We start from the raw sequence: 17,048 nt of genomic DNA, 5'->3' as shown, positions 1-17,048 counted from the left end.
GGGGCGGGGGGGTGGGCCGGGCCGTTCCGGGTGCGGCGGTCGCCGCCCTCCGGGCCGGCGACCGCACCCGTGAGCACCCAGGTTCTCCCCGGAGCGGCCAGCGTGAGGCACCGGTCCTCGGTGGACCGCTCGACGACACCGGTGACGCGCTGGCTGCCGCCGGGCGGCTTCGCCGTGAGCGTCGGGTCCTCCGGGATCGGCGTGGAGCGGCCCGTCTCCTCGGGAGCTGTCTCCTCCTGAACTGGGCCGTCGGAGTCGGGACCGGTCATGGAGCACGCCGCCGGCACGAGGACCATCCCGAGCACGCCGACCGCCAACCCGGCGCGCGCGAGCCACCCGTCGATCGTCACGATCCCGCTCTCGGCACCAGCGCGAAGACCCGGGCGGGAAACCCCGAGCCGCCCTGCGGCTTGGGCCACGTCGCCACGACGAGCGCACCGGCCGGCGGGACCTGGTCGAGGTTCGCCATGAGCTCGATCTGCCAGCGGTCCTGCTGCAGCAGGTACAGCTCGAGCCCGTAGTCACCGGCCGACGTGGAGCTGCCCGGGTCCGTGTCGGTGGTCTCGTGGCCGACGGCGGCCACCCCCGCCCGCTCGACCAGGTGCTCGAGCACCTCGCGCGACCACCCCGGGTAGTGCGCCACGCCGTCGTCGTCGCGGTTGGCCATCGCGTCGTCGTCGGGCCACCTGCGGTGCCAGTCGGTGCGCAGGGCCACGAACGAGCCCTCAGGGACCGGTCCGTGCGCGGCCTCCCAGGCCTCGACGTCCTCGAGCGTCACGACGGTGTCGGGGTCGGCCGCGACCCGCGCGGACACGTCGATGACCACGAGCGGCAGGATCATCTGCTCGACGCCGATGCGGTCGAGCGTCCGCGCACCGTCGACGAAGTGCGAGGGCTGGTCCACGTGGGTGCCCCACTGCCCCACCAGCTCGTAGCGGTGCACGGCGAAACCGTCCCGCTCGACCTCGAAGACCTGGCTGCGCTGCTCGTCGGGGAAGACCGGGAAATGCGGCTGGCCAGGATGGAAGGCGTGCGTCAGGTCGATGGACGCGCACTCCTCGCGCAGCCGAGCGTGCAGGTCCCACCACGGATAGCGACTCATCGGCCCACCCTCGCACGGCAGGTCCGTCGGTGCCAGGCGCGAGCGCGGGCCGGCTCGATCGCCCCACCGCACTCCCCCACGCGCAGGACGACCCCGGGTCCCGCACGGCGGGCCCGGGGTCGTCTCCTCGTCGCTACTGGTCGCCGAGCGCGTCCTGCGCGTCCTGCACCGCAGCGTTCATCTGGTCGATGCGGCGCTGGTACTCGGCGAGGTCGCCCTCCTCGAGGGCCGTCTGGGCGGCCGAGTAGGCGGCCGAGGCGTCCTCGAGGTACTCCTGAGTCGTCTTGCCCTCGGTGGCCGTGTCGCCGCCGGCGTCGCCACCACCGCCCGCCTGCTCCTCGTCGGGGTCGGGCACCGTGCCCGCCTCGAGGCCCAGAGCCACGCGCAGCGCCTCGTCGAGGTTCTGGCCGAAGCCGACCTCCTCGCCGAACGACGCCGCCACGAACTGCAGCACCGGGTACGTGCCCTCGCTCGCCTGGCGCCGGATGTAGACCGGCTGCACGTACAGCATCGCGTCGCCGACCGGAAGCGTGAGCAGGTTGCCGTTCAGGACCGTCGCGTCGGACTGCCGGAACTGCAGCAGTGCCTGGGTGACTCCCCGGTCGGAGCTGAACTGGTTGGCGATCTGGCTCGGACCCGGCACCTGGGTGTCGGACGGCAGCTGCAGGATCTGCATCGTGCCGTAGTCGTCGCTCGTGGCCTCGGAGTTCACCGACATGAACGCCGCCAGGTTCTGCCTGCTGTTGGGCAGGTAGACGCTCGTCAGCGAGAACGCGGGGTTCTCCGTGCCGGGGCGCGTCGTGGTGAGGAAGTACGGCGGCTGCTGAGCACGCGTCTGACCCGAGGGCGTGGCCGGGTCCTCCGGCACGCGCCAGCGCTCACCGTCCTCGTAGAACGTCTGGGCGTCGGTCACGTGGTAGCGCTCGAGCACGTTGCGCTGCACCTTGAACAGGTCCACCGGGTAGCGCAGGTGCTCCAGCAGGCCCTGGCTGATCTCGGACTTCGGCTCCACGACACCGGGGAAGACCTTCATCCAGGTCTTGAGCACCGGGTCCTGGGCGTCCCACTGGTACAGCTTCACCGAGCCGTCGTAGGCGTCGACGACGGCCTTCACGGAGTTGCGCATGTAGTTGACGTTGTCCGTCGGCAGGGCGGCCTGCGCCGACCCCTGCGTGAGCGTGTCGTCGGTGGCCGTCCGCAACGAGCGCCGCTCGCTGTACGGGTAGCTGTTGCTCGTCGTGTAGGCGTCGACGATCCACACCACGCGGCCGTCGACGACCGCCGGGTAGGTGTCGCCGTCGACGGTCAGCCACGGCGCGACCTTCTCGACCCGGTCACGCGGGTGACGGTCGTAGAGGATCTTGGAGTTCTCGTTGACACGGTTCGACAGCACGATGTTCGGCTCGGCGAACTTGAACGCGTACAACGCCTTGCGGAACAGGCTGCCGACCGGCACACCGCCCTCGCCGTCGTAGGTGTTCTGCGTGGCGTTCTCGGCGCCGTCGTCGCCGCCGGACCCGCCGCGCGGGATGTCGACCTCGATCGGGTCGGCGCCGTCGGGTCGTCCGACGATGGAGTACGACGGCGAGTTCTCGCCGAAGTAGATGCGCGGCGGCACCTCGGTCTCGATCTCGCCGACCGGCGGGATGTCCTTCTGCACCCACACGGGCTCACCCTGCGCGCCACGCTGGTTTCCGCGCGCGGCGATGATGCCGTAGCCGTGGGTGTAGACGGTGTGGTCGTTGGCCCAGTTGCGCTGGGAGTCCTGCAGACCGTTCAGGAACAGCTCGCGCGCCGCGATGATGACGTCCTGCGGGGTCTCGTCGTCGCCCAGCTTGTAGCGGTCGACGTCAAGCGTCTCTGGGACGGTGTAGTAGCCACGCACCTGCTGCAGCTGCTCGAACGCCGGCGAGATGAGCGTCGGGTCGAGCAGTCGCGTGCTCACGCGGGACTCGGCCGAGGCGTTCAGCTCCTGAGGCGTGAGCGTGGTGGTGGCCGTGTAGTCCTCGGTCTCGACGTCGGCGATGTCGTAGGCCTCGCGGGTCGCCTCGATGTTGCGGGCGATGTAGGGCCCCTCCTTGTCCGGCTCCGACGGGCGGACCTGGAAGGACTGCATGACGTAGGGCCACACGCCGCCGATGAGCACCGACGTGAGCAGCAGCAGACCGAGGCCGACGCCCGGCAGCACCCACGACTTCACGAACGCCGAGGCGAAGAAGAGCAGGGCGCACACGATCGCGACGCCGATGAGGATGTTGGCCGCGGGGATCCGCGCGTTCGCGTCGGTGAAGCCGATGCCGCTGAACAACCCGGAGTCGCCGACCGCGAGGTTGTAGCGGCCGAGCCAGTAGCCGAACGCGCGCAGCAGCACGCCGAAGCCGACCAGCACCGCCACGTGGACCTGCGCGGCACGGCTGAACTTCGGACCACGACCGGCGAACCGGATCCCGCCGAAGACGTAGTGCACGAACACCGTGACGAGCACCGCCACGACCACGAGCGCGAACAGGAAGGAGGACAGGAAGTTGAACCACGGCAGGTCGAAGACGAAGAAGCCGATGTCCTTGCCGAAGTGGGCGTCCTTCTCGCCGAAGGCCGTCCCGTTGCGCCACATCTGGAAGGCCTCCCAGCGCGACGAGGCCACCGACCCGGCGAAGACGGTGAGCACGAGGGCCAGCACCACGAGGGCCGCGCGCTTCACCGGGTCGAGGGTCTGCTGGTACCGGAAGGCCGGGTCGTCACGGCGCATCGGGACCGAGTCCGGGCGAAGTCGGTAGGCCAACCACGCGTTGGCTGCGACGACGAGCCCGAAGAACAGGCCGAACACCACGAAGAGGCCCACGCGGTTGAGGATGATCGTGGTGAACACCCCCGAGTAGTCGACGGACGCGAACCAGAGCCGGTCGGTCCAGACCGTGGTGAAGATGGAGCCGAGGAAGAGCAGCGCGGCCAGGGTGATCAAGGTCGGCACCAGGACCTTGCGGCGCCGGTCCACGCCGCCGGGCGTCGGCTCGGGTCTCGGGCGGGGTGTTCCGAAGATGTCGCTCACGGGGCTCCAGGTCTGGGGTCCAGGGGTGGGGAAGGCGGTTCGGGGGTGGGCTCAGAGCCTACGTCAGGCACTCGCATCCAGGGTCCGGCGCAGTGCGTGCACCAGGCCGGGCACGAGGTCGGGCCCCTCGAGCAGCGGGGCGTCGTCGGGGGTGCGCGCGCGCACGGCGCTGTGCCCACCCCCCTCGCGGTCGACGGCCGCCACGAGCCGGACGTCCGCGCGCTCGGGATGCTGCGCCACCGCCTCGACCAGGGCGTCGGGGTCGTCGGGCAGGTCGGCCTCGGCCTCCGGCGGCAGCATGATCCGCTCGACGACGACGGCACAGCCGTCGACGGCGTCGGGCCACTCGATGCCCTCGAGCACGTCCTCGAGCGGACGACCGTCCTGGGGCAGCTCCTGCTCGATGGTCGTGTAGCCGTCGGGCGCGTCACGCAGCGACACGGCGAGCTGCTCCGCCAGGCCCGGCTCCGCCTCGACGAGGGCCGCCGTGCGCACGAGGGCGTACATGCGCGCAGGCTGGTCCCAGCCGTCGGCGGCCACGTGGGCCTCGACCTCGAGTGCCACGAGCCGCAGCGGGGTCGAGGGGAGCGGCTCGCCGGTCGACTCCGGCGGAGGGGTCATCGACATGAGGCCACCTTCGCATCGGGATCCTTCGCGAGGGCCTCCAGGTCGGCGACGGCCTCCTTGAACGACGAGACCGAGACGAGGCGCAGGCCGTGGTCGGAGCCGCGGGTCGCCTCCTCGCAGTTGCTCTTCGGCACCAGGAAGATCGTGGCGCCGGCCGCGGCCGCGCCGGCGATCTTCTGCTGCACTCCCCCGATGGGCCCGACCGTGCCGTCCGGGCTGAGGGTCCCCGTCCCGGCGATCGTGCGCCCGCCGGTGAGGGAGCCCGGCGTGAGCTGGTCGTAGATGGCGAGCGCGAACATCGTGCCGGCGCTGGGGCCACCGACCTCGTCGCCGACGTTGTTCGAGACGTCGATCGGGAAGTCGTACCGCGTGCCGAGGCTGACACCGATGCGTGGGATCGCGGGATCCTTCGGGTCTGGGCGTGTGGCGAGGTCGACGGTCCGTTCCTTGCCGTCCCTGACCACGTCCAGACGCACCGTCTCGCCGGGCTCGACCCGTCCGACGGCCTCGACCACGGACTGCGAGGTGGGGGTCCGACGTCCGTCGACGGCCGTGATCTCGTCCTCGTCCTCCAGCTTGCCGGACGCGGCTCCGTCGTCGGCGACGCCGACGACCGCGGGCTCCTCGCCCACGGTGTAGCCGGCGGCGCGTAGGGCGACCACGAGCGAGCTGTCCTTCGAGCTGGTCAGCTGGGCCTGGCCCTCGCTGCGGGATGCCTCGGCCGACTCCCCGTCGGGGTAGACCACGTCGCGCGGGACGACCGCGACGTCGGGCTCGACGTACGCGCTGACGACGTCGCCGAGCGTCAGCCGGGTGTCGGCCCGGGTGACCGACACCGTGGTGAAGTCGAGGGAGCCGTCGACGGGGTAGGTCGTGACGCCCTTGCCGAAGGTGAACATCTTCTCCCCGCCGATCTCGCCGAAGGTGTCGAAGGCAGGGCCGGGACGCAGCGTCACGTACGGGGCCGGCAGCAGGAACGCCACGCAGGTGAGCGCCACCAGGCTGACGCCGGCGACCAGCATCGTCGCGTAGCGACGACCGAGGCGGTGCGCGGCATCTTGCTCGGCATCGGGCACCGCACTGTCGGGTCTCACGTCCTCGGGCACGGGTCCACCCTAGAGTTCAGCGGCAAGCGCAGCCGGTCGAGACGGGCCGCGACGATCAACAGGCCCCGACCCACGTGGCGTCGCCCGCGCCGAAGGTCTGGTGCTTCCACACCGGGACCTCGGCCTTGAGCTCGTCGATGAGACGGCGTCCGGCGGCGAAGGCCTCCGCCCGGTGGCCGGCCGAGACCCCCACCACGACGGCGAGGTCGCCGATCGCGAGGTCGCCCACCCGGTGCACGGCGGCCACGGCGACGACGTCCTCCTCGCGCACGATCCGTTCCGCCACCTCGCGCAGCTGCTGCACGGCGCTCGGGTGGGCGGAGTACTGCAGGGCCGCCACGTCGCGACCGTCGTCGTGGTCGCGGACCGTGCCCACGAACAGCGCCACCCCGCCCGCGGCGGGATCGCGCACGGCCTCGAACACCTCGTCGAGGCTCAGGGCGGTGTCGCGGACGTCGACGAGGCGGACCGGGCTCATGGACCCACGGTAGTGCGGTCCGCCCGAGCACGCCGACGGCCCCGGACCTCGAGACCGCACCGCTGCGCGAGACGTCCTGGCCGTGGGCCCTCTCGATACCCTGGCGTCATGGCCGACCATCCTGACGACCGCGACGACGCCGACGAGGACCCGCGGGACCCCCATCCCGACAGCACGTCTGGCAACACACCTGGCAGCACCCCTGGCGGGGCGTCGGGGCAGCCCCGCTTCGGACCCGAGCCCACCAGCCCCGGCTCTGCCGATTCCGGACCCGCCGGCCAGAACCCCTTCGCCGGGACCCCGCTCGAGCAGATCTTCGGTGCCCTCGGCGGGTCGATGGGTGGTGCGCCGGGTGCGGGCGGCCCGGCGGCCGGCTTCGGCGGCCAGACCCCCGACCTCAGCGCGCTCTTCGGCCAGATGCAGCAGATGTTCAGCGGGGCGGGATCGGACGGATCCGTCGACTTCGGCACCGCCCGCGACGTGGCGCGCAAGGCCGTGGCCGCCGCCGGCCCCGACCCGGCCCCGCACGGGGGCCAGGTGGGCGCCGTCGCCGACGCCGTGCGCCTGGCCGAGTCCTGGCTCGACCGCGTCACCGACGTCCCTGCCGCCGCCACCTCGTCCGCCGCCTGGAGCCGCGCGGAGTGGATCGAGGCCACCGGCACGTCGTGGCGTCGCCTCGTCGAGCCGATCGCCGACAACGTGGTCGGCGCGATCGGCCAGGCCATCCCGGAGGAGGCCCGCGCGATGGCCGGCCCCCTCATCGGCATCCTCAACCAGGCCGGCAGCGCCATGTTCGCCCAGCAGATCGGCCAGGGGCTCGCCGGACTCGCCACCGAGGTGCTGTCGTCCACCGACATCGGCCTGCCGATGGGCCCCCGCGGCGTGGCAGCCGTGCTGCCGCACAACGTGGCGGCCTTCGGCGAGGGCCTGGAGCACTCCCCGGCCGACGTCCTGCTCCACGTCACCCTCCGTGAGTGCGCGCACCACCGTCTGTTCGCCCACGCCCCGTGGCTCGAGCAGGCCCTGGTCGGCGCGATCGACGAGTTCGGCAGCGGCACCCGGATCGACGTCGAGGCCATCGAGGCCCAGGTGCGCGAGATCGATCCCACCCGGCCCGAGGCGATCGCCGAGGCGATGCAGGGTGGGCTGTTCGAGCCCAAGCGCACGCCCGGCCAGCAGCACGCCGTCGAGCGGCTCGAGACCTTGCTGGCCTTCGTCGAGGGGTGGGTCGACGAGGTCGTCGCCCAGGCCGCTGCCGACATGCCGTCGGCCCCGGCCCTCGCCGAGGCCGTGCGACGTCGTCGCGCCACCGGCGGGCCGGCCGAGCAGACCTTCGCCTCCCTGGTGGGGCTCGAGCTCCGCCCTCGGCGACTGCGCGACGCGGCCAACCTGTGGGCCGCCGTCCGCGACCGTCAGGGACCGGCGGCTCGCGACGCGGCCTGGACCCACCCCGACCTCATGCCCACGGCGGCCGACCTCGACGACCCGCTGGGCTTCGCCAGCGGCGAGACGACCGACGACGGCTTCGACGCGGCGCTCGACGAGCTGCTGTCGCAGGAGCCCGACTCCTCGCCCGACGACGAGCGGTGAGCCTGCACACCAGTGCCGTCCACACCCTCGAGGCGTGGACGGCGCCCGACGGCGACCAGGAGGCGCTGCGCCTGCGCTACCTGGAGCACCTGGCGGCAGCACCCGACGGCATGCTGCGCTCGTGCCGTCCCGACCACCTGACCGTGAGCGCCCTGGTGATCACGGCCGACGCCGAGCGTGTGCTGCTCGTGCGGCACGCCAAGGCCGGGCTGTGGCTGCAGACCGGCGGTCACTGCGAGCCGGAGGACGTCGACGTCGTCGGCGCCGGTGCTCGCGAGGCGCTCGAGGAGACCGGCATCGAGGGGCTGCGGCTGGATCCCGTCCCGCTCAGGCTGTCGCACCACGCCGTGCCGTTCTGCTCCCCCGGCGGACACCACCTCGACGTGCAGCTGCTCGCCGTGGCGCCGGTCGGGGCCGAGCCGGTGGTGGCCGAGGGCGAGGACCCGGTGCGCTGGTTCGGCGTGGACGAGACCGTGGAGCCGACCGACGCCGACACGCTCGCCCTCATCGCTGCTGCCAGGACACGCCTTCGAGGAACCCCTCGGCCTTGACCGCGTGGGGGTATCCCTCGAGGAGCGCCCAGAACCGTCGTGAGTGGTTGGCCTCCACGAGGTGGGCGAGCTCGTGCAGGACCACGTGGTCGACGACGTAGTCGGGCATGTCCCGGACCCGGTGGGAGATGCGGATGGTTCCGGTGGACGCGGTGCACGAGCCCCAGCGCATGCTCTGGTTCGTGACCCACCGCACCGACGTGGGTCGGGCCCGGCCGTCCAGGTAGCGCTCGGAGAGCTCGAGCGCCCGTGCCATGAGGGCGGCGTCGCTGCGCGGTGACCGCTCGGCTCGGGCGTCGAGGCGCGCGACGAGACGGGCCACCTCCTCGCGCTCCTGCTCGGGGGTCAGGTGCGCCGGCACGAGCACGATCGTCCGGTCGCCGTCGCGGTACGCCTGGATGGTCCGCCGACGGCGCGCACTGCGTCTGATCTCCACCTCGCCCACGTCGAGCACGGTAGGACACGACCCCACGGGCAAGGATCTCTCCGTCCACAGGCTCCCCGCCGGACGCGTCGGACTCCGTGCAGGTCACAGGGGTGCACCGGCGCCTGACCACCCGCCCATGCACCGTCCGGCGGCGGTCTGTCCACCGGCCGTCCACACCCCTCTCCGGCGATCCCCACATGTTCCCCACAACCTTGTCCACAGGAGTGGACAACCAGTTCCGCAGATCGGTTGACGCCGACTCCCCCGACCCCTACGTTGTCCCTCAGCCGGGCTCCCGAACACGGTCCGCAGGGGAAGGCAGACCCCCTCGGGAGCCCGGCTGCTCCATGTCCGCCTCCGCCCCCGGGACCTCCGGTTCCGGCGGCACCCTCCAGGGCCGTTCGGGAGCACCCGCCGACCCGCCGTTCGAGGCCGCAGGACCCGGTGGCCGCTAGAGTGCGTGTGACGAGCACCACACCCACGGGAGGCAGCCATGTCGGAGACCTGGAGCGGCGAGTTCTACTGCGTCAAGTGCAAGGACAAGCGCGAGGCCACGGGCGACGTCGTCGTCAGCGAGAAGGGCACGCGGATGGCGAAGGGCACCTGCCCGGAGTGCGGCACCAAGCTCAACCGCATCCTCGGCAAGGCCTGAGCCGGACCCTGCACCTGCTCGGCCCCGTCCGCTGTGGACGTCGGCCTCGCCAGGGCGGGGCAGGCTGACCAGGCTGGGGCCATGCAGCTGCGGCCCGTCCTGCCCCCCGGTGGCGACGTCGTCCGTCGGGACGCCCGCACCCTCGTCGTCGGTGGTCGGCCGGGCGTCCTGGTTCCCGACCGGCCCGGACTCGTGCGGCTGCTGCGTCTGCTCGACGGGCGCGGGCTCGACGCGGTCGCCCAGCTGGCGTCGGAACGGGTGCCCGAGCTCGTCGGCGACGTGACGGCCGTGGTCCACGAGCTCGTGGCGCGAGGCGCACTCGACCCGCACCCGCCCGCTGCGCCCCCGGCGCTCACGCTGCGCGTGCAGGCCTGGGGTGGCAGCCAGAGGGCGGCCGCGCTCGTCCGGACCGCCCTCGACGACCTCGGACTGCGTCCGGACCCGTCCGACGAGGCGGCGCTCCTCGTCCTGGTGGCGGCGGGCGAGCCGCCGCGCAGCTGGGTGGCGCGCGCCGTCGAGACCGGCGTGCCGGTCCTGCCTGTCGTGCTCGGCGACGACTGGGGGCGTCTGGGTCCGCTCACGCTCGCCGGTCGCACACCGTGCCTGGGCTGCCACGACGCCGCGCGCGCCGCGTGGGACCCGGCGTGGCGCGCCACCCTTCCCCAGCTCGGCCGTCCCCTCGTCCCGGCTCCGCCACCCCGTCCGGCCACGAGCCTGGTGCTCCGAGCCGCCGCTCTCGCGGCCGAGCAGACCCTCGCGTGGGCCGAGCGCCGCCGACCCGAGACGGTGGGAGCGGTGCTGCACCTCGGAGGCAGACGTCTCGAGCACGAAGCCGTCGTGGTCCACGAGGGCTGCACGAGCCTCCTGCACCGGGCCGAGTGAGGACGATCGACCTATCCTGAGGGCGTGACCCATGACGAGGACGAGGTCGAGCCCACCGACGGTGGTTCGAGCCGACGCTCGCGCTCGTCGTTGCCCGTCGGTGCGTTCACCCGTGGGGCCAGGCTCGCGGCGCTCCCCGTGGGCTTCGCGGGGCGGACGGCCCTCGGCGTCGGACGCCGCATCGGGGGCGCACCCGCCGACGCCGTGGTCACCGAGGTGCAGCGCCGTACCGCCGAGCAGGTCTTCACCGTGCTCGGACAGCTCAAGGGCGGGGCCATGAAGGTCGGCCAGGCCATGAGCATCTTCGAGGCCGCCCTGCCCGAGGAGATCGCCGCGCCCTACCGCGAGACCCTCACCAAGCTCCAGGACGCCGCGCCGCCGATGCCCGTGGACGTCGTGCACCGCCAGCTCGCCGCCGAGCTGGGCGAGGACTGGCGAGAGCGCCTCGTGGAGATCGGCGACCAGCCGGCCGCGGCCGCGTCCATCGGTCAGGTGCACCGCGGGCGCTGGCACGACGGCCGCGAGGTCGCCGTCAAGATCCAGTACCCGGGTGCCGCGAAGGCCCTGCGGTCGGACCTGCGCCAGCTCTCCAGGATCTCGCGACTCCTCGGCGTCCTCGCACCCGGCATCGACGTCAAGGCCCTGCTCGCCGAGCTGGAGGAGCGCGTGGTCGAGGAGCTCGACTACCGGCTCGAGGCCTCGGCGCAGCAGCGCTTCCACGAGGAGTACCGCGACGACCCCGACCTCATGGTCCCGGCCGTCGTCGACGGCACCGAGCGGGTGCTCGTGAGCGCGTGGATGGAGAGCACGAGCTCGCTCGCCGAGCTGATCCGCTCCGGCAGCCAGGCCGACCGCGACCTCTACGGCTCGCGGTACGTGCGGTTCCTGCTCGCGAGCCCCGATCGCGTGGGCATGCTGCACGCCGATCCGCACCCCGGCAACTTCCGGATCCTGCCCGACGGGCGTCTGGGGATCGTCGACTTCGGCGCGGTCGCGCATCTCCCCGACGGTCTCCCGCGCGCCCTGGGTCCGCTGCTCACGGCCGCGGCCACCGGCGATGCCGACGCCGTCACCGAGGGGCTGCGCGCCGAGGGCTTCCTGCGCCCCGGCACGAAGATCGACCCCGAGGTGATGGCCGCGTACGTCGCGCCGTTCGTCGAGCCCGCCGTGGCCGAGGAGTTCACCTTCTCGCGGGCCTGGCTGCGCGACCAGGCCACCCGGGTGGGACTCGGCGGCGAGGGCATGTCGACGTCGTTGAAGATCAACCTGCCGCCGGAGTACCTGCTGATCCACCGGGTGTGGATCGGCGGCGTCGGCGTGCTCTGCCAGCTCGGTGCCACCGCCCCGTTCCGCGCGATCCTGGAGGAGTCCGTCCCGGGCTTCGTCCCGTCCCCGTCGGCACCGCCGGAGTGACGGGGTCCGGTCGGCCCGGCTCGGCCACACCGCCCTGAGAGCTCCGCCCCTCAGCCGCCCACGACCAGCGTGCCGGCCAGCACGAGCATCAGGCAGGCGATGACTCCGTCGAGGATCCGCCAGGCCCTCGCGTCCCGCAGCCACCGGCCGAGGTGCCGCGCGCCGTACCCGAGGCCGCTGAACCAGAGCACGCTCCCCGCCATCGCGCCGACCGCGAACCAGAGGCGGCTCCCCCCGTGGGAGGCGGCCACCGAGCCGAGGAGCACCACCGTGTCGAGGTACACGTGCGGGTTCAACCACGTCAGTGCCAGAGCGGTCGCCGCGACGCGGGTGGCGGAGGAGCGGACCTTCAGCACCCCGACGGCACGGTCGTCGTCCGAGCTGACCGCTCCCGAGCCGACCTCGAGTGCCTCCCCGCTCGACGACAGGGCCCGTCGTGCCGCGAGGACCGCGTACCCCGCGAGGAAGGCCGCACCACCCCACCGCGCCGCGTCGACGAACCACGGGACGGCGTCGACGACACGGCCGAGGCCGGTCACGCCCACGCCGATGAGCACGAGGTCGGAGACCGCGCACACGGCGACCACGAGGCCCACGTGCTCGCGGCGAAGGCCTTGGCGCAGCACGAACGCGTTCTGTGCGCCGATGGCCACGATGAGCGCGAGGCCGGTGCCGAGTCCCGCGAGAAGGCTGGTCATGGCGCCCACGCTAGGGATGATTGATCTTCAGGTACAGCGAAGAATAGTGCAGCGGCATTAGCATGGCTTCATGTGGACCGATCCCGTGGCCGCCCGGACCGTGGCCGCCGTCGTCGACGCCGGGACCTTCGACGCTGCGGCGCGTCGGCTGCACGTGACCCCGTCGGCGGTGAGCCAGCGGGTGAAGGCGCTCGAGCAGACGCTCGGGCAGAGGCTGCTCGTCCGCTCCACCCCGGTCAGGCCCACGGCTGCCGGTGAGGCCGTCCTGCGGTACGCCCGCCGCGTGGCCCTGCTCGACCAGGACGTCGCCACCGAGCTCGGTCTCACCGGCCCACGTCGACCGCACCTGGCGGTGGCCGTCAACGCCGACTCGTTGGCCACCTGGTTCCTCGACGCGCTGGCCACGTTCACCGCCTCGCACGACGTGGAGGTCGAGCTGCACCGCGAGGACCAGAGCCGGACCGCTCGGATGCTCGAGGACGGGACGGTCGTCGCGGCGATCACCGCGCAGACCGACCCCGTTCCGGGGTGCCGCGTCGATCCACTCGGCGCGATCGAGTACCGCGCCATGGCCGCGCCGTCGTGGCTCCGACGCTGGGCGCCGGAGGGCGTCGACGCCGTGGCCCTCCGGGAAGCCCCGCGCGTCGACTACGACCGCACCGACACGCTCCAGCAGGACTGGCTCGCCACGCGTGAGGTCGATGCCGACGCCGCGCCGCGCCACCTGGTCCCCTCGTCGCACGACTTCACCCGCGCGGTCGCGCTCGGCCTCGGCTGGGGGCTGGTTCCGCGACAGCACGCGCGGGAGCACCCGCACCTGGTGGACCTGGGCGGCCCGACGATGCGCACCGTCCTGTGCTGGCAGCGGTGGCGCACGCCCTCGTCGCTGCTCGACGGGCTCACCGACGCCGTGGTGGGGACCGCCCGCTCGACCCTCGCGCGCGCCTAGTCCGACGCGGTGAGCACCGCCAGCACGCCCTCGCCGTAGCGCTCGCGCTTGGTCTGACCGATGCCGGGAATGCCCACGAGACCGCGCTCGTCCCGTGGGCGCAGCTCCACCAGTGCGAGCAGCGTGGCGTCGGTGAACACGACGTAGGCCGGGACCTTGGCCTCGGCCGCCTGCTCGCTCCGCCACTGCCTGAGCCGGTCGAACAGGGCACGGTCGGCCGGGTCGAGCGCCTCGAGCTCGGTGTTGGTGCGCTTCTTGGGCCGCGGACCCACCGTGCCGCCACGGGACGGGTGGTCCGGCGGCAGCAGAGGGTCGAGGAACCGGGTGGGCTTGCGGCCCTGGCGTCCGCCGGGCTTGCGGGCCCGCGACCAGGAGATCGTCAGGTGGCGGCGTGCCCGGGTGACCCCGACGTAGAACAGCCGACGCTCCTCGGCGACCCCCTCGGGGGTGTCGGCGTGGACGATCGGGAGCATGCCCTCGTGCATGCCGACGCAGAACACGGCGTCCCACTCCAGGCCCTTGGCGGCGTGGAGGGTGGCCAGCGTGACGCCCTCGGCCGTGGGTGCGTGCGACGCCTGGGCCCGTCGTTCGAGGTCGGCCAGGAGGTCGGCCAGGGTGGCGTCGCTGCGGGCCTCGGCGAGGTCGTCGGCCATGGTGACGAGCGCGTGCAGCGACTCCCACCGGTCGCGGGTGGCGCCGCTGCCGGACGGTGCCGTCTCGGTGTGGCCCATGCTCGCCAGCACCGCGCGCACCTCGTGCCCGAGACGCCCGTGGTCCGGTGACCCGGCATCGGTGGTGGCGTCGGTGCCGTCGTCGCCGGCCCGCGCCGCACCGCGCAGCAGCGTGACCGCCTGGCGGACCTCGGCCCGCTGGAAGTACCCCTCGACCCCGCGCAGGGTGACGGGGATGTCGCGCTCGCCGAAGGCCTCCTCGAACGCCTCGGACTGCGCGTTGATGCGGAACAGCACCGCCATCTCGCGGTACGGCACGCCCGAGCGGTGCAGACGCACGATCTCGTCGGCCACCGACGCGGCCTCGCTCGGCTCGTCGTCGTGGCCGAGGTAGCGGACGGGCTCCGCGGGCGCGGCCTGCGACTGCAGCGGTCGGCCGTGCGCCTCACCTGCGGCCCCCTGGAACACCGCGTTCGCGACCGCGACCACCTGCGGCGTGGAGCGGTAGTTGCGCACCAGCTGGATCCGCTCGGCGTCGGGGTATCGCTGCGCGAAGTCACCGAGGATGCGCGGCGAGGCGCCGGCGAACGTGTAGATCGTCTGCCGCGGGTCACCGACGACGCACACGTCGTCGCGGCCGCCGAGCCAGAGGTCGAGCAGCGTGGACTGGAGCGGGTTGACGTCCTGGTACTCGTCGACCACGAACCAGCGGTACTGGCGCCGGACCTGCGCGGCGATGCGCTCGTCGTCGGCGAGGATCGCCGCGGTGATGAGCAGGATGTCCTCGAAGTCGATGCGCCCCCGCTCGCGCTTGACGTCCTCGTAGGCGCTCATGACGGCCGCGACGCGGGTGGGGTCGAGGTCGGCGACCTCGCGACCCCGGCGCCGTGCGACGTCGGGGTAGTCGGTGCCACGGACGTTGCTGACCTTGGCCCACTCCACCTCGGCGGCGAGGTCGCGGATGACGGCGTTGTCGGGGCGCCGGATGCCTTCGCGGTTGGCGGCCTCGGCGACCAGGCCGAACTTGGAGGCGACGATCTCGGGGAGCTCGGTGCCGTAGACCTGCGGCCAGAAGTAGCGCGCCTGGCGCAGCGCGGCCGAGTGGAAGGTGCGCGCCTGCACCCCCGGTGCCTGCAGCTGTGCGAGGCGACCCCGCATCTCACCGGCGGCGCGGGTCGTGAAGGTGAGGGCCAGGACCTCGGTGGGGACGTACAGGCCCGTGGCGACGCCGTAGGCGATGCGGTGGGTGATGGCCCGGGTCTTGCCCGTGCCGGCACCGGCCACGATGCAGACCGGCCCCCGCAGCGCGGTGGCGGCCGCCCGCTGCTCGGGGTCGAGGTTCTCCAGGAGGTCCTCGGGGGTGGGCAACGCACGCTCCTGCGGGTGGGTCGATGATCGGTTCGGTGAGGTCGAGCTGGTGACGTCGGGCCGGTCACTCCCGGGAGCCGGCACCCGCACTCGCCACACTGGGGAGGTGGAATGTCGCGGGGCGCGAGATCGTTGACTCGACAGGACCACCCTAGACGTCACAGGAGACAACGATGACCGGCGACTTCACCCTCTACTCGACCCCGTGGTGCGGCTACTGCCACCGCCTCAAGTCGCAGCTGCAGCGCGAGGGCATCACCAACTTCGCCGAGGTCGACATCGAGGCCCAGCCCGAGGCCGCAGCCGTGGTCGAGAAGGCCAACAACGGCAACCAGACCGTGCCCACGCTGGTGTTCGCCGACGGCACCGCCCTGACCAACCCCTCGGTCGCCCAGGTCAAGGCCCAGCTCGGCGTCTGACCCGTCAGAGGTAGGCCTGGCACCGAACCAGACCGTCAGAGGTAGGCCTGGCACCGAACCAGACCGTCAGAGGTAGGCCTGGCACCTCTCGCGAAGCGGATGAGGTGCCACACCTACCTCTGACCAGCGAGGACGCCGCGGTCGGCGAGAGGATCAGTGGGTCAGAACCAGCCCGCCGGGATGGGTTCGCCGAACCATGACTCGATGAGCCAGCTCGAGATGGAGACGCCGCTCGGGGGCAGCAGGAGCGTGCCGGCCTCACCCTGGGCGCGCAGCTCCTCGCGCGTGACCCACTGCGCCGCGCCGAGCTCCTCGCCGTCGACCTCGATGTCCGTGGTGACGGCCGTGGCGAAGAACCCGAGCATCAGGCTCGCAGGGAACGGCCACGGCTGGCTCCCGCCGTAGGCGACCTCGCCGACGACCACGCCGGCCTCCTCGTGGACCTCGCGCCGCACGGCGTCCTCGAGGCTCTCGCCGGGCTCCACGAAGCCCGCGAGCGTGGACCATCGCCCCTCGGGCCACGTCGCCTGATGGCCCAGGAGGGCCCGGTCCTGGTCGTCGGTCACGAGCATGATCACGGCGGGGTCCGTGCGCGGGAAGTGGTTCGTCCCGCACTGGGTGCAATGCCGCAGGTGGCCTGCCGCCTGGACCTCCGTGGCCCCACCGCAGCGCGGGCAGAAGGGGGTGGCCGCCAGCCACCGCGCCATGCCCACCGCGTGCACGGCCACCGACAGCTCGTCGGCACCCAGCAGCGGCGCCAGCACCCGGACGCTGACCGGCGCCAGGTCGGCGGAGACCCGGTCGACCACGACGGCTGCGCGGCGGACGCCATCCTGCTCGCCCAGGAAGATCCAGGTGCCGTCGGGCGCCTCGTCGCGCGGGAGCCACCGCAGTGCGGGCCCGTCGACGGTGGCCACGTGCTCGCCGCCGAGCACCAGGACCTCGACGTCGGGGCCGTCCCACGCGTCGTGGGCACGCAGGTGGCCGGCGCGGTCGTGGCGGGCGCGGTCGAAGGCGAACGGTGCGGGATCACTCACCCCGACAGCCTAGGTGGGGTGGTCTCGGC

General features: G+C 72.9%; 17 protein-coding genes. 7 read left to right on the top strand and 10 right to left on the bottom strand.

Annotation, left to right across the window (positions count from 1 at the left end; genetic code table 11):
• The 6 genes from NUV38_RS15465 to NUV38_RS15440 form a co-directional block, all read right to left on the bottom strand.
• Positions 1-350, bottom strand: a 350-nt coding sequence (locus tag NUV38_RS15465; RefSeq protein ID WP_257729976.1) for a hypothetical protein, incomplete at its 3' end; no start/stop codon positions are given.
• Positions 347-1,102 (bottom strand): cyclase family protein, encoded by a 756-nt coding sequence (locus NUV38_RS15460; protein ID WP_257729975.1) that lies wholly within the window; start codon positions 1,100-1,102, stop codon positions 347-349. The genes NUV38_RS15465 and NUV38_RS15460, both read right to left, overlap by 4 nt.
• Before the next feature lie 133 nt (positions 1,103-1,235).
• A complete protein-coding gene (locus NUV38_RS15455) occupies positions 1,236-4,151 on the bottom strand; it encodes a UPF0182 family protein (protein ID WP_257729973.1) in 2,916 nt (971 codons plus the stop codon).
• Positions 4,152-4,214: 63 nt separating this feature from the next.
• Entirely contained in the window at positions 4,215-4,778 is a 564-nt protein-coding gene (locus tag NUV38_RS15450) for a PPA1309 family protein (protein ID WP_257729972.1), read from the bottom strand.
• Positions 4,769-5,884 (bottom strand): PDZ domain-containing protein, encoded by a 1,116-nt coding sequence (locus NUV38_RS15445; protein ID WP_257729971.1) that lies wholly within the window; start codon positions 5,882-5,884, stop codon positions 4,769-4,771. Before NUV38_RS15445 ends, NUV38_RS15450 begins: the two co-directional genes overlap by 10 nt.
• Before the next feature lie 55 nt (positions 5,885-5,939).
• Positions 5,940-6,362: a molybdenum cofactor biosynthesis protein MoaE gene (locus NUV38_RS15440; protein ID WP_257729970.1), complete on the bottom strand. Its 423-nt coding sequence runs from the start codon at positions 6,360-6,362 to the stop codon at positions 5,940-5,942.
• A gap of 108 nt (positions 6,363-6,470) precedes the next feature.
• Here NUV38_RS15440 and NUV38_RS15435 point away from each other — a divergent pair, with 108 nt between their 5' ends.
• Complete coding sequence (locus NUV38_RS15435; protein WP_257729969.1) at positions 6,471-7,952, top strand: zinc-dependent metalloprotease; 1,482 nt, start codon at positions 6,471-6,473, stop codon at positions 7,950-7,952.
• On the top strand, positions 7,949-8,503 hold the full coding sequence (locus NUV38_RS15430) for an NUDIX hydrolase (RefSeq protein ID WP_257729968.1): 555 nt from the start codon (positions 7,949-7,951) through the stop codon (positions 8,501-8,503). Before NUV38_RS15435 ends, NUV38_RS15430 begins: the two co-directional genes overlap by 4 nt.
• Here NUV38_RS15430 and NUV38_RS15425 read toward each other — a convergent pair.
• Positions 8,457-8,948, bottom strand: a complete 492-nt coding sequence (locus NUV38_RS15425; RefSeq protein WP_257729967.1) for a M48 family metallopeptidase — start codon at positions 8,946-8,948, stop codon at positions 8,457-8,459. The two genes, NUV38_RS15430 and NUV38_RS15425, sit on opposite strands and share 47 nt — an antisense overlap.
• A gap of 475 nt (positions 8,949-9,423) precedes the next feature.
• Here NUV38_RS15425 and NUV38_RS15420 point away from each other — a divergent pair, with 475 nt between their 5' ends.
• From NUV38_RS15420 to NUV38_RS15410, 3 genes are all read left to right on the top strand, one after another.
• Positions 9,424-9,582 (top strand): DUF5679 domain-containing protein, encoded by a 159-nt coding sequence (locus NUV38_RS15420; RefSeq protein WP_164468777.1) that lies wholly within the window; start codon positions 9,424-9,426, stop codon positions 9,580-9,582.
• A gap of 81 nt (positions 9,583-9,663) precedes the next feature.
• On the top strand, positions 9,664-10,464 hold the full coding sequence (locus NUV38_RS15415; protein ID WP_257729966.1) for a hypothetical protein: 801 nt from the start codon (positions 9,664-9,666) through the stop codon (positions 10,462-10,464).
• Positions 10,465-10,488: 24 nt separating this feature from the next.
• Positions 10,489-11,877 carry an AarF/ABC1/UbiB kinase family protein gene (locus NUV38_RS15410; RefSeq protein ID WP_257729965.1) on the top strand — a complete coding sequence of 463 codons (1,389 nt, stop codon included), beginning with the start codon at positions 10,489-10,491 and terminating at the stop codon, positions 11,875-11,877.
• Between the two features lie 50 nt (positions 11,878-11,927).
• Here NUV38_RS15410 and NUV38_RS15405 read toward each other — a convergent pair whose 3' ends face one another.
• Complete coding sequence (locus NUV38_RS15405; protein WP_257729964.1) at positions 11,928-12,575, bottom strand: LysE/ArgO family amino acid transporter; 648 nt, start codon at positions 12,573-12,575, stop codon at positions 11,928-11,930.
• Between the two features lie 70 nt (positions 12,576-12,645).
• On the opposite strand from NUV38_RS15405, the gene NUV38_RS15400 reads away from it, so the two are divergent.
• Positions 12,646-13,524 (top strand): LysR family transcriptional regulator ArgP, encoded by an 879-nt coding sequence (locus NUV38_RS15400; RefSeq protein WP_257729963.1) that lies wholly within the window; start codon positions 12,646-12,648, stop codon positions 13,522-13,524.
• Here NUV38_RS15400 and NUV38_RS15395 read toward each other — a convergent pair.
• Complete coding sequence (locus NUV38_RS15395; RefSeq protein ID WP_257729962.1) at positions 13,521-15,563, bottom strand: ATP-dependent helicase; 2,043 nt, start codon at positions 15,561-15,563, stop codon at positions 13,521-13,523. The genes NUV38_RS15400 and NUV38_RS15395 overlap by 4 nt on opposite strands.
• 173 nt (positions 15,564-15,736) lie before the next feature.
• On the opposite strand from NUV38_RS15395, the gene NUV38_RS15390 reads away from it, so the two are divergent.
• A complete protein-coding gene (locus NUV38_RS15390) occupies positions 15,737-15,982 on the top strand; it encodes a mycoredoxin (RefSeq protein WP_055966639.1) in 246 nt (81 codons plus the stop codon).
• Between the two features lie 161 nt (positions 15,983-16,143).
• On the opposite strand, the gene nudC is transcribed toward NUV38_RS15390, so the two are convergent.
• Positions 16,144-17,019: an NAD(+) diphosphatase gene (gene nudC, locus NUV38_RS15385; RefSeq protein WP_257729961.1), complete on the bottom strand. Its 876-nt coding sequence runs from the start codon at positions 17,017-17,019 to the stop codon at positions 16,144-16,146.
• Positions 17,020-17,048: the final 29 nt, after the last annotated feature.

Origin of the sequence: Aeromicrobium sp. 50.2.37 (assembly GCF_024655735.1) — a bacterium.
GTDB lineage: Bacteria > Actinomycetota > Actinomycetes > Propionibacteriales > Nocardioidaceae > Aeromicrobium.
Note: the sequence above shows the minus strand (reverse complement) of the source record. Positions and strands in the feature narration are given on the sequence as shown.

Coding starts and splice junctions, on each gene's coding strand:
- NUV38_RS15460 (WP_257729975.1), bottom strand. CDS start 1,102: ATGAGTCGCTATCCGTGGTGGGACCTGCACGCTCGGCTGCGCGAGGAG.
- NUV38_RS15450 (WP_257729972.1), bottom strand. CDS start 4,778: ATGTCGATGACCCCTCCGCCGGAGTCGACCGGCGAGCCGCTCCCCTCG.
- NUV38_RS15440 (WP_257729970.1), bottom strand. CDS start 6,362: ATGAGCCCGGTCCGCCTCGTCGACGTCCGCGACACCGCCCTGAGCCTC.
- NUV38_RS15435 (WP_257729969.1), top strand. CDS start 6,471: ATGGCCGACCATCCTGACGACCGCGACGACGCCGACGAGGACCCGCGG.
- NUV38_RS15420 (WP_164468777.1), top strand. CDS start 9,424: ATGTCGGAGACCTGGAGCGGCGAGTTCTACTGCGTCAAGTGCAAGGAC.
- NUV38_RS15415 (WP_257729966.1), top strand. CDS start 9,664: ATGCAGCTGCGGCCCGTCCTGCCCCCCGGTGGCGACGTCGTCCGTCGG.
- NUV38_RS15405 (WP_257729964.1), bottom strand. CDS start 12,575: ATGACCAGCCTTCTCGCGGGACTCGGCACCGGCCTCGCGCTCATCGTG.
- NUV38_RS15400 (WP_257729963.1), top strand. CDS start 12,646: ATGTGGACCGATCCCGTGGCCGCCCGGACCGTGGCCGCCGTCGTCGAC.
- NUV38_RS15390 (WP_055966639.1), top strand. CDS start 15,737: ATGACCGGCGACTTCACCCTCTACTCGACCCCGTGGTGCGGCTACTGC.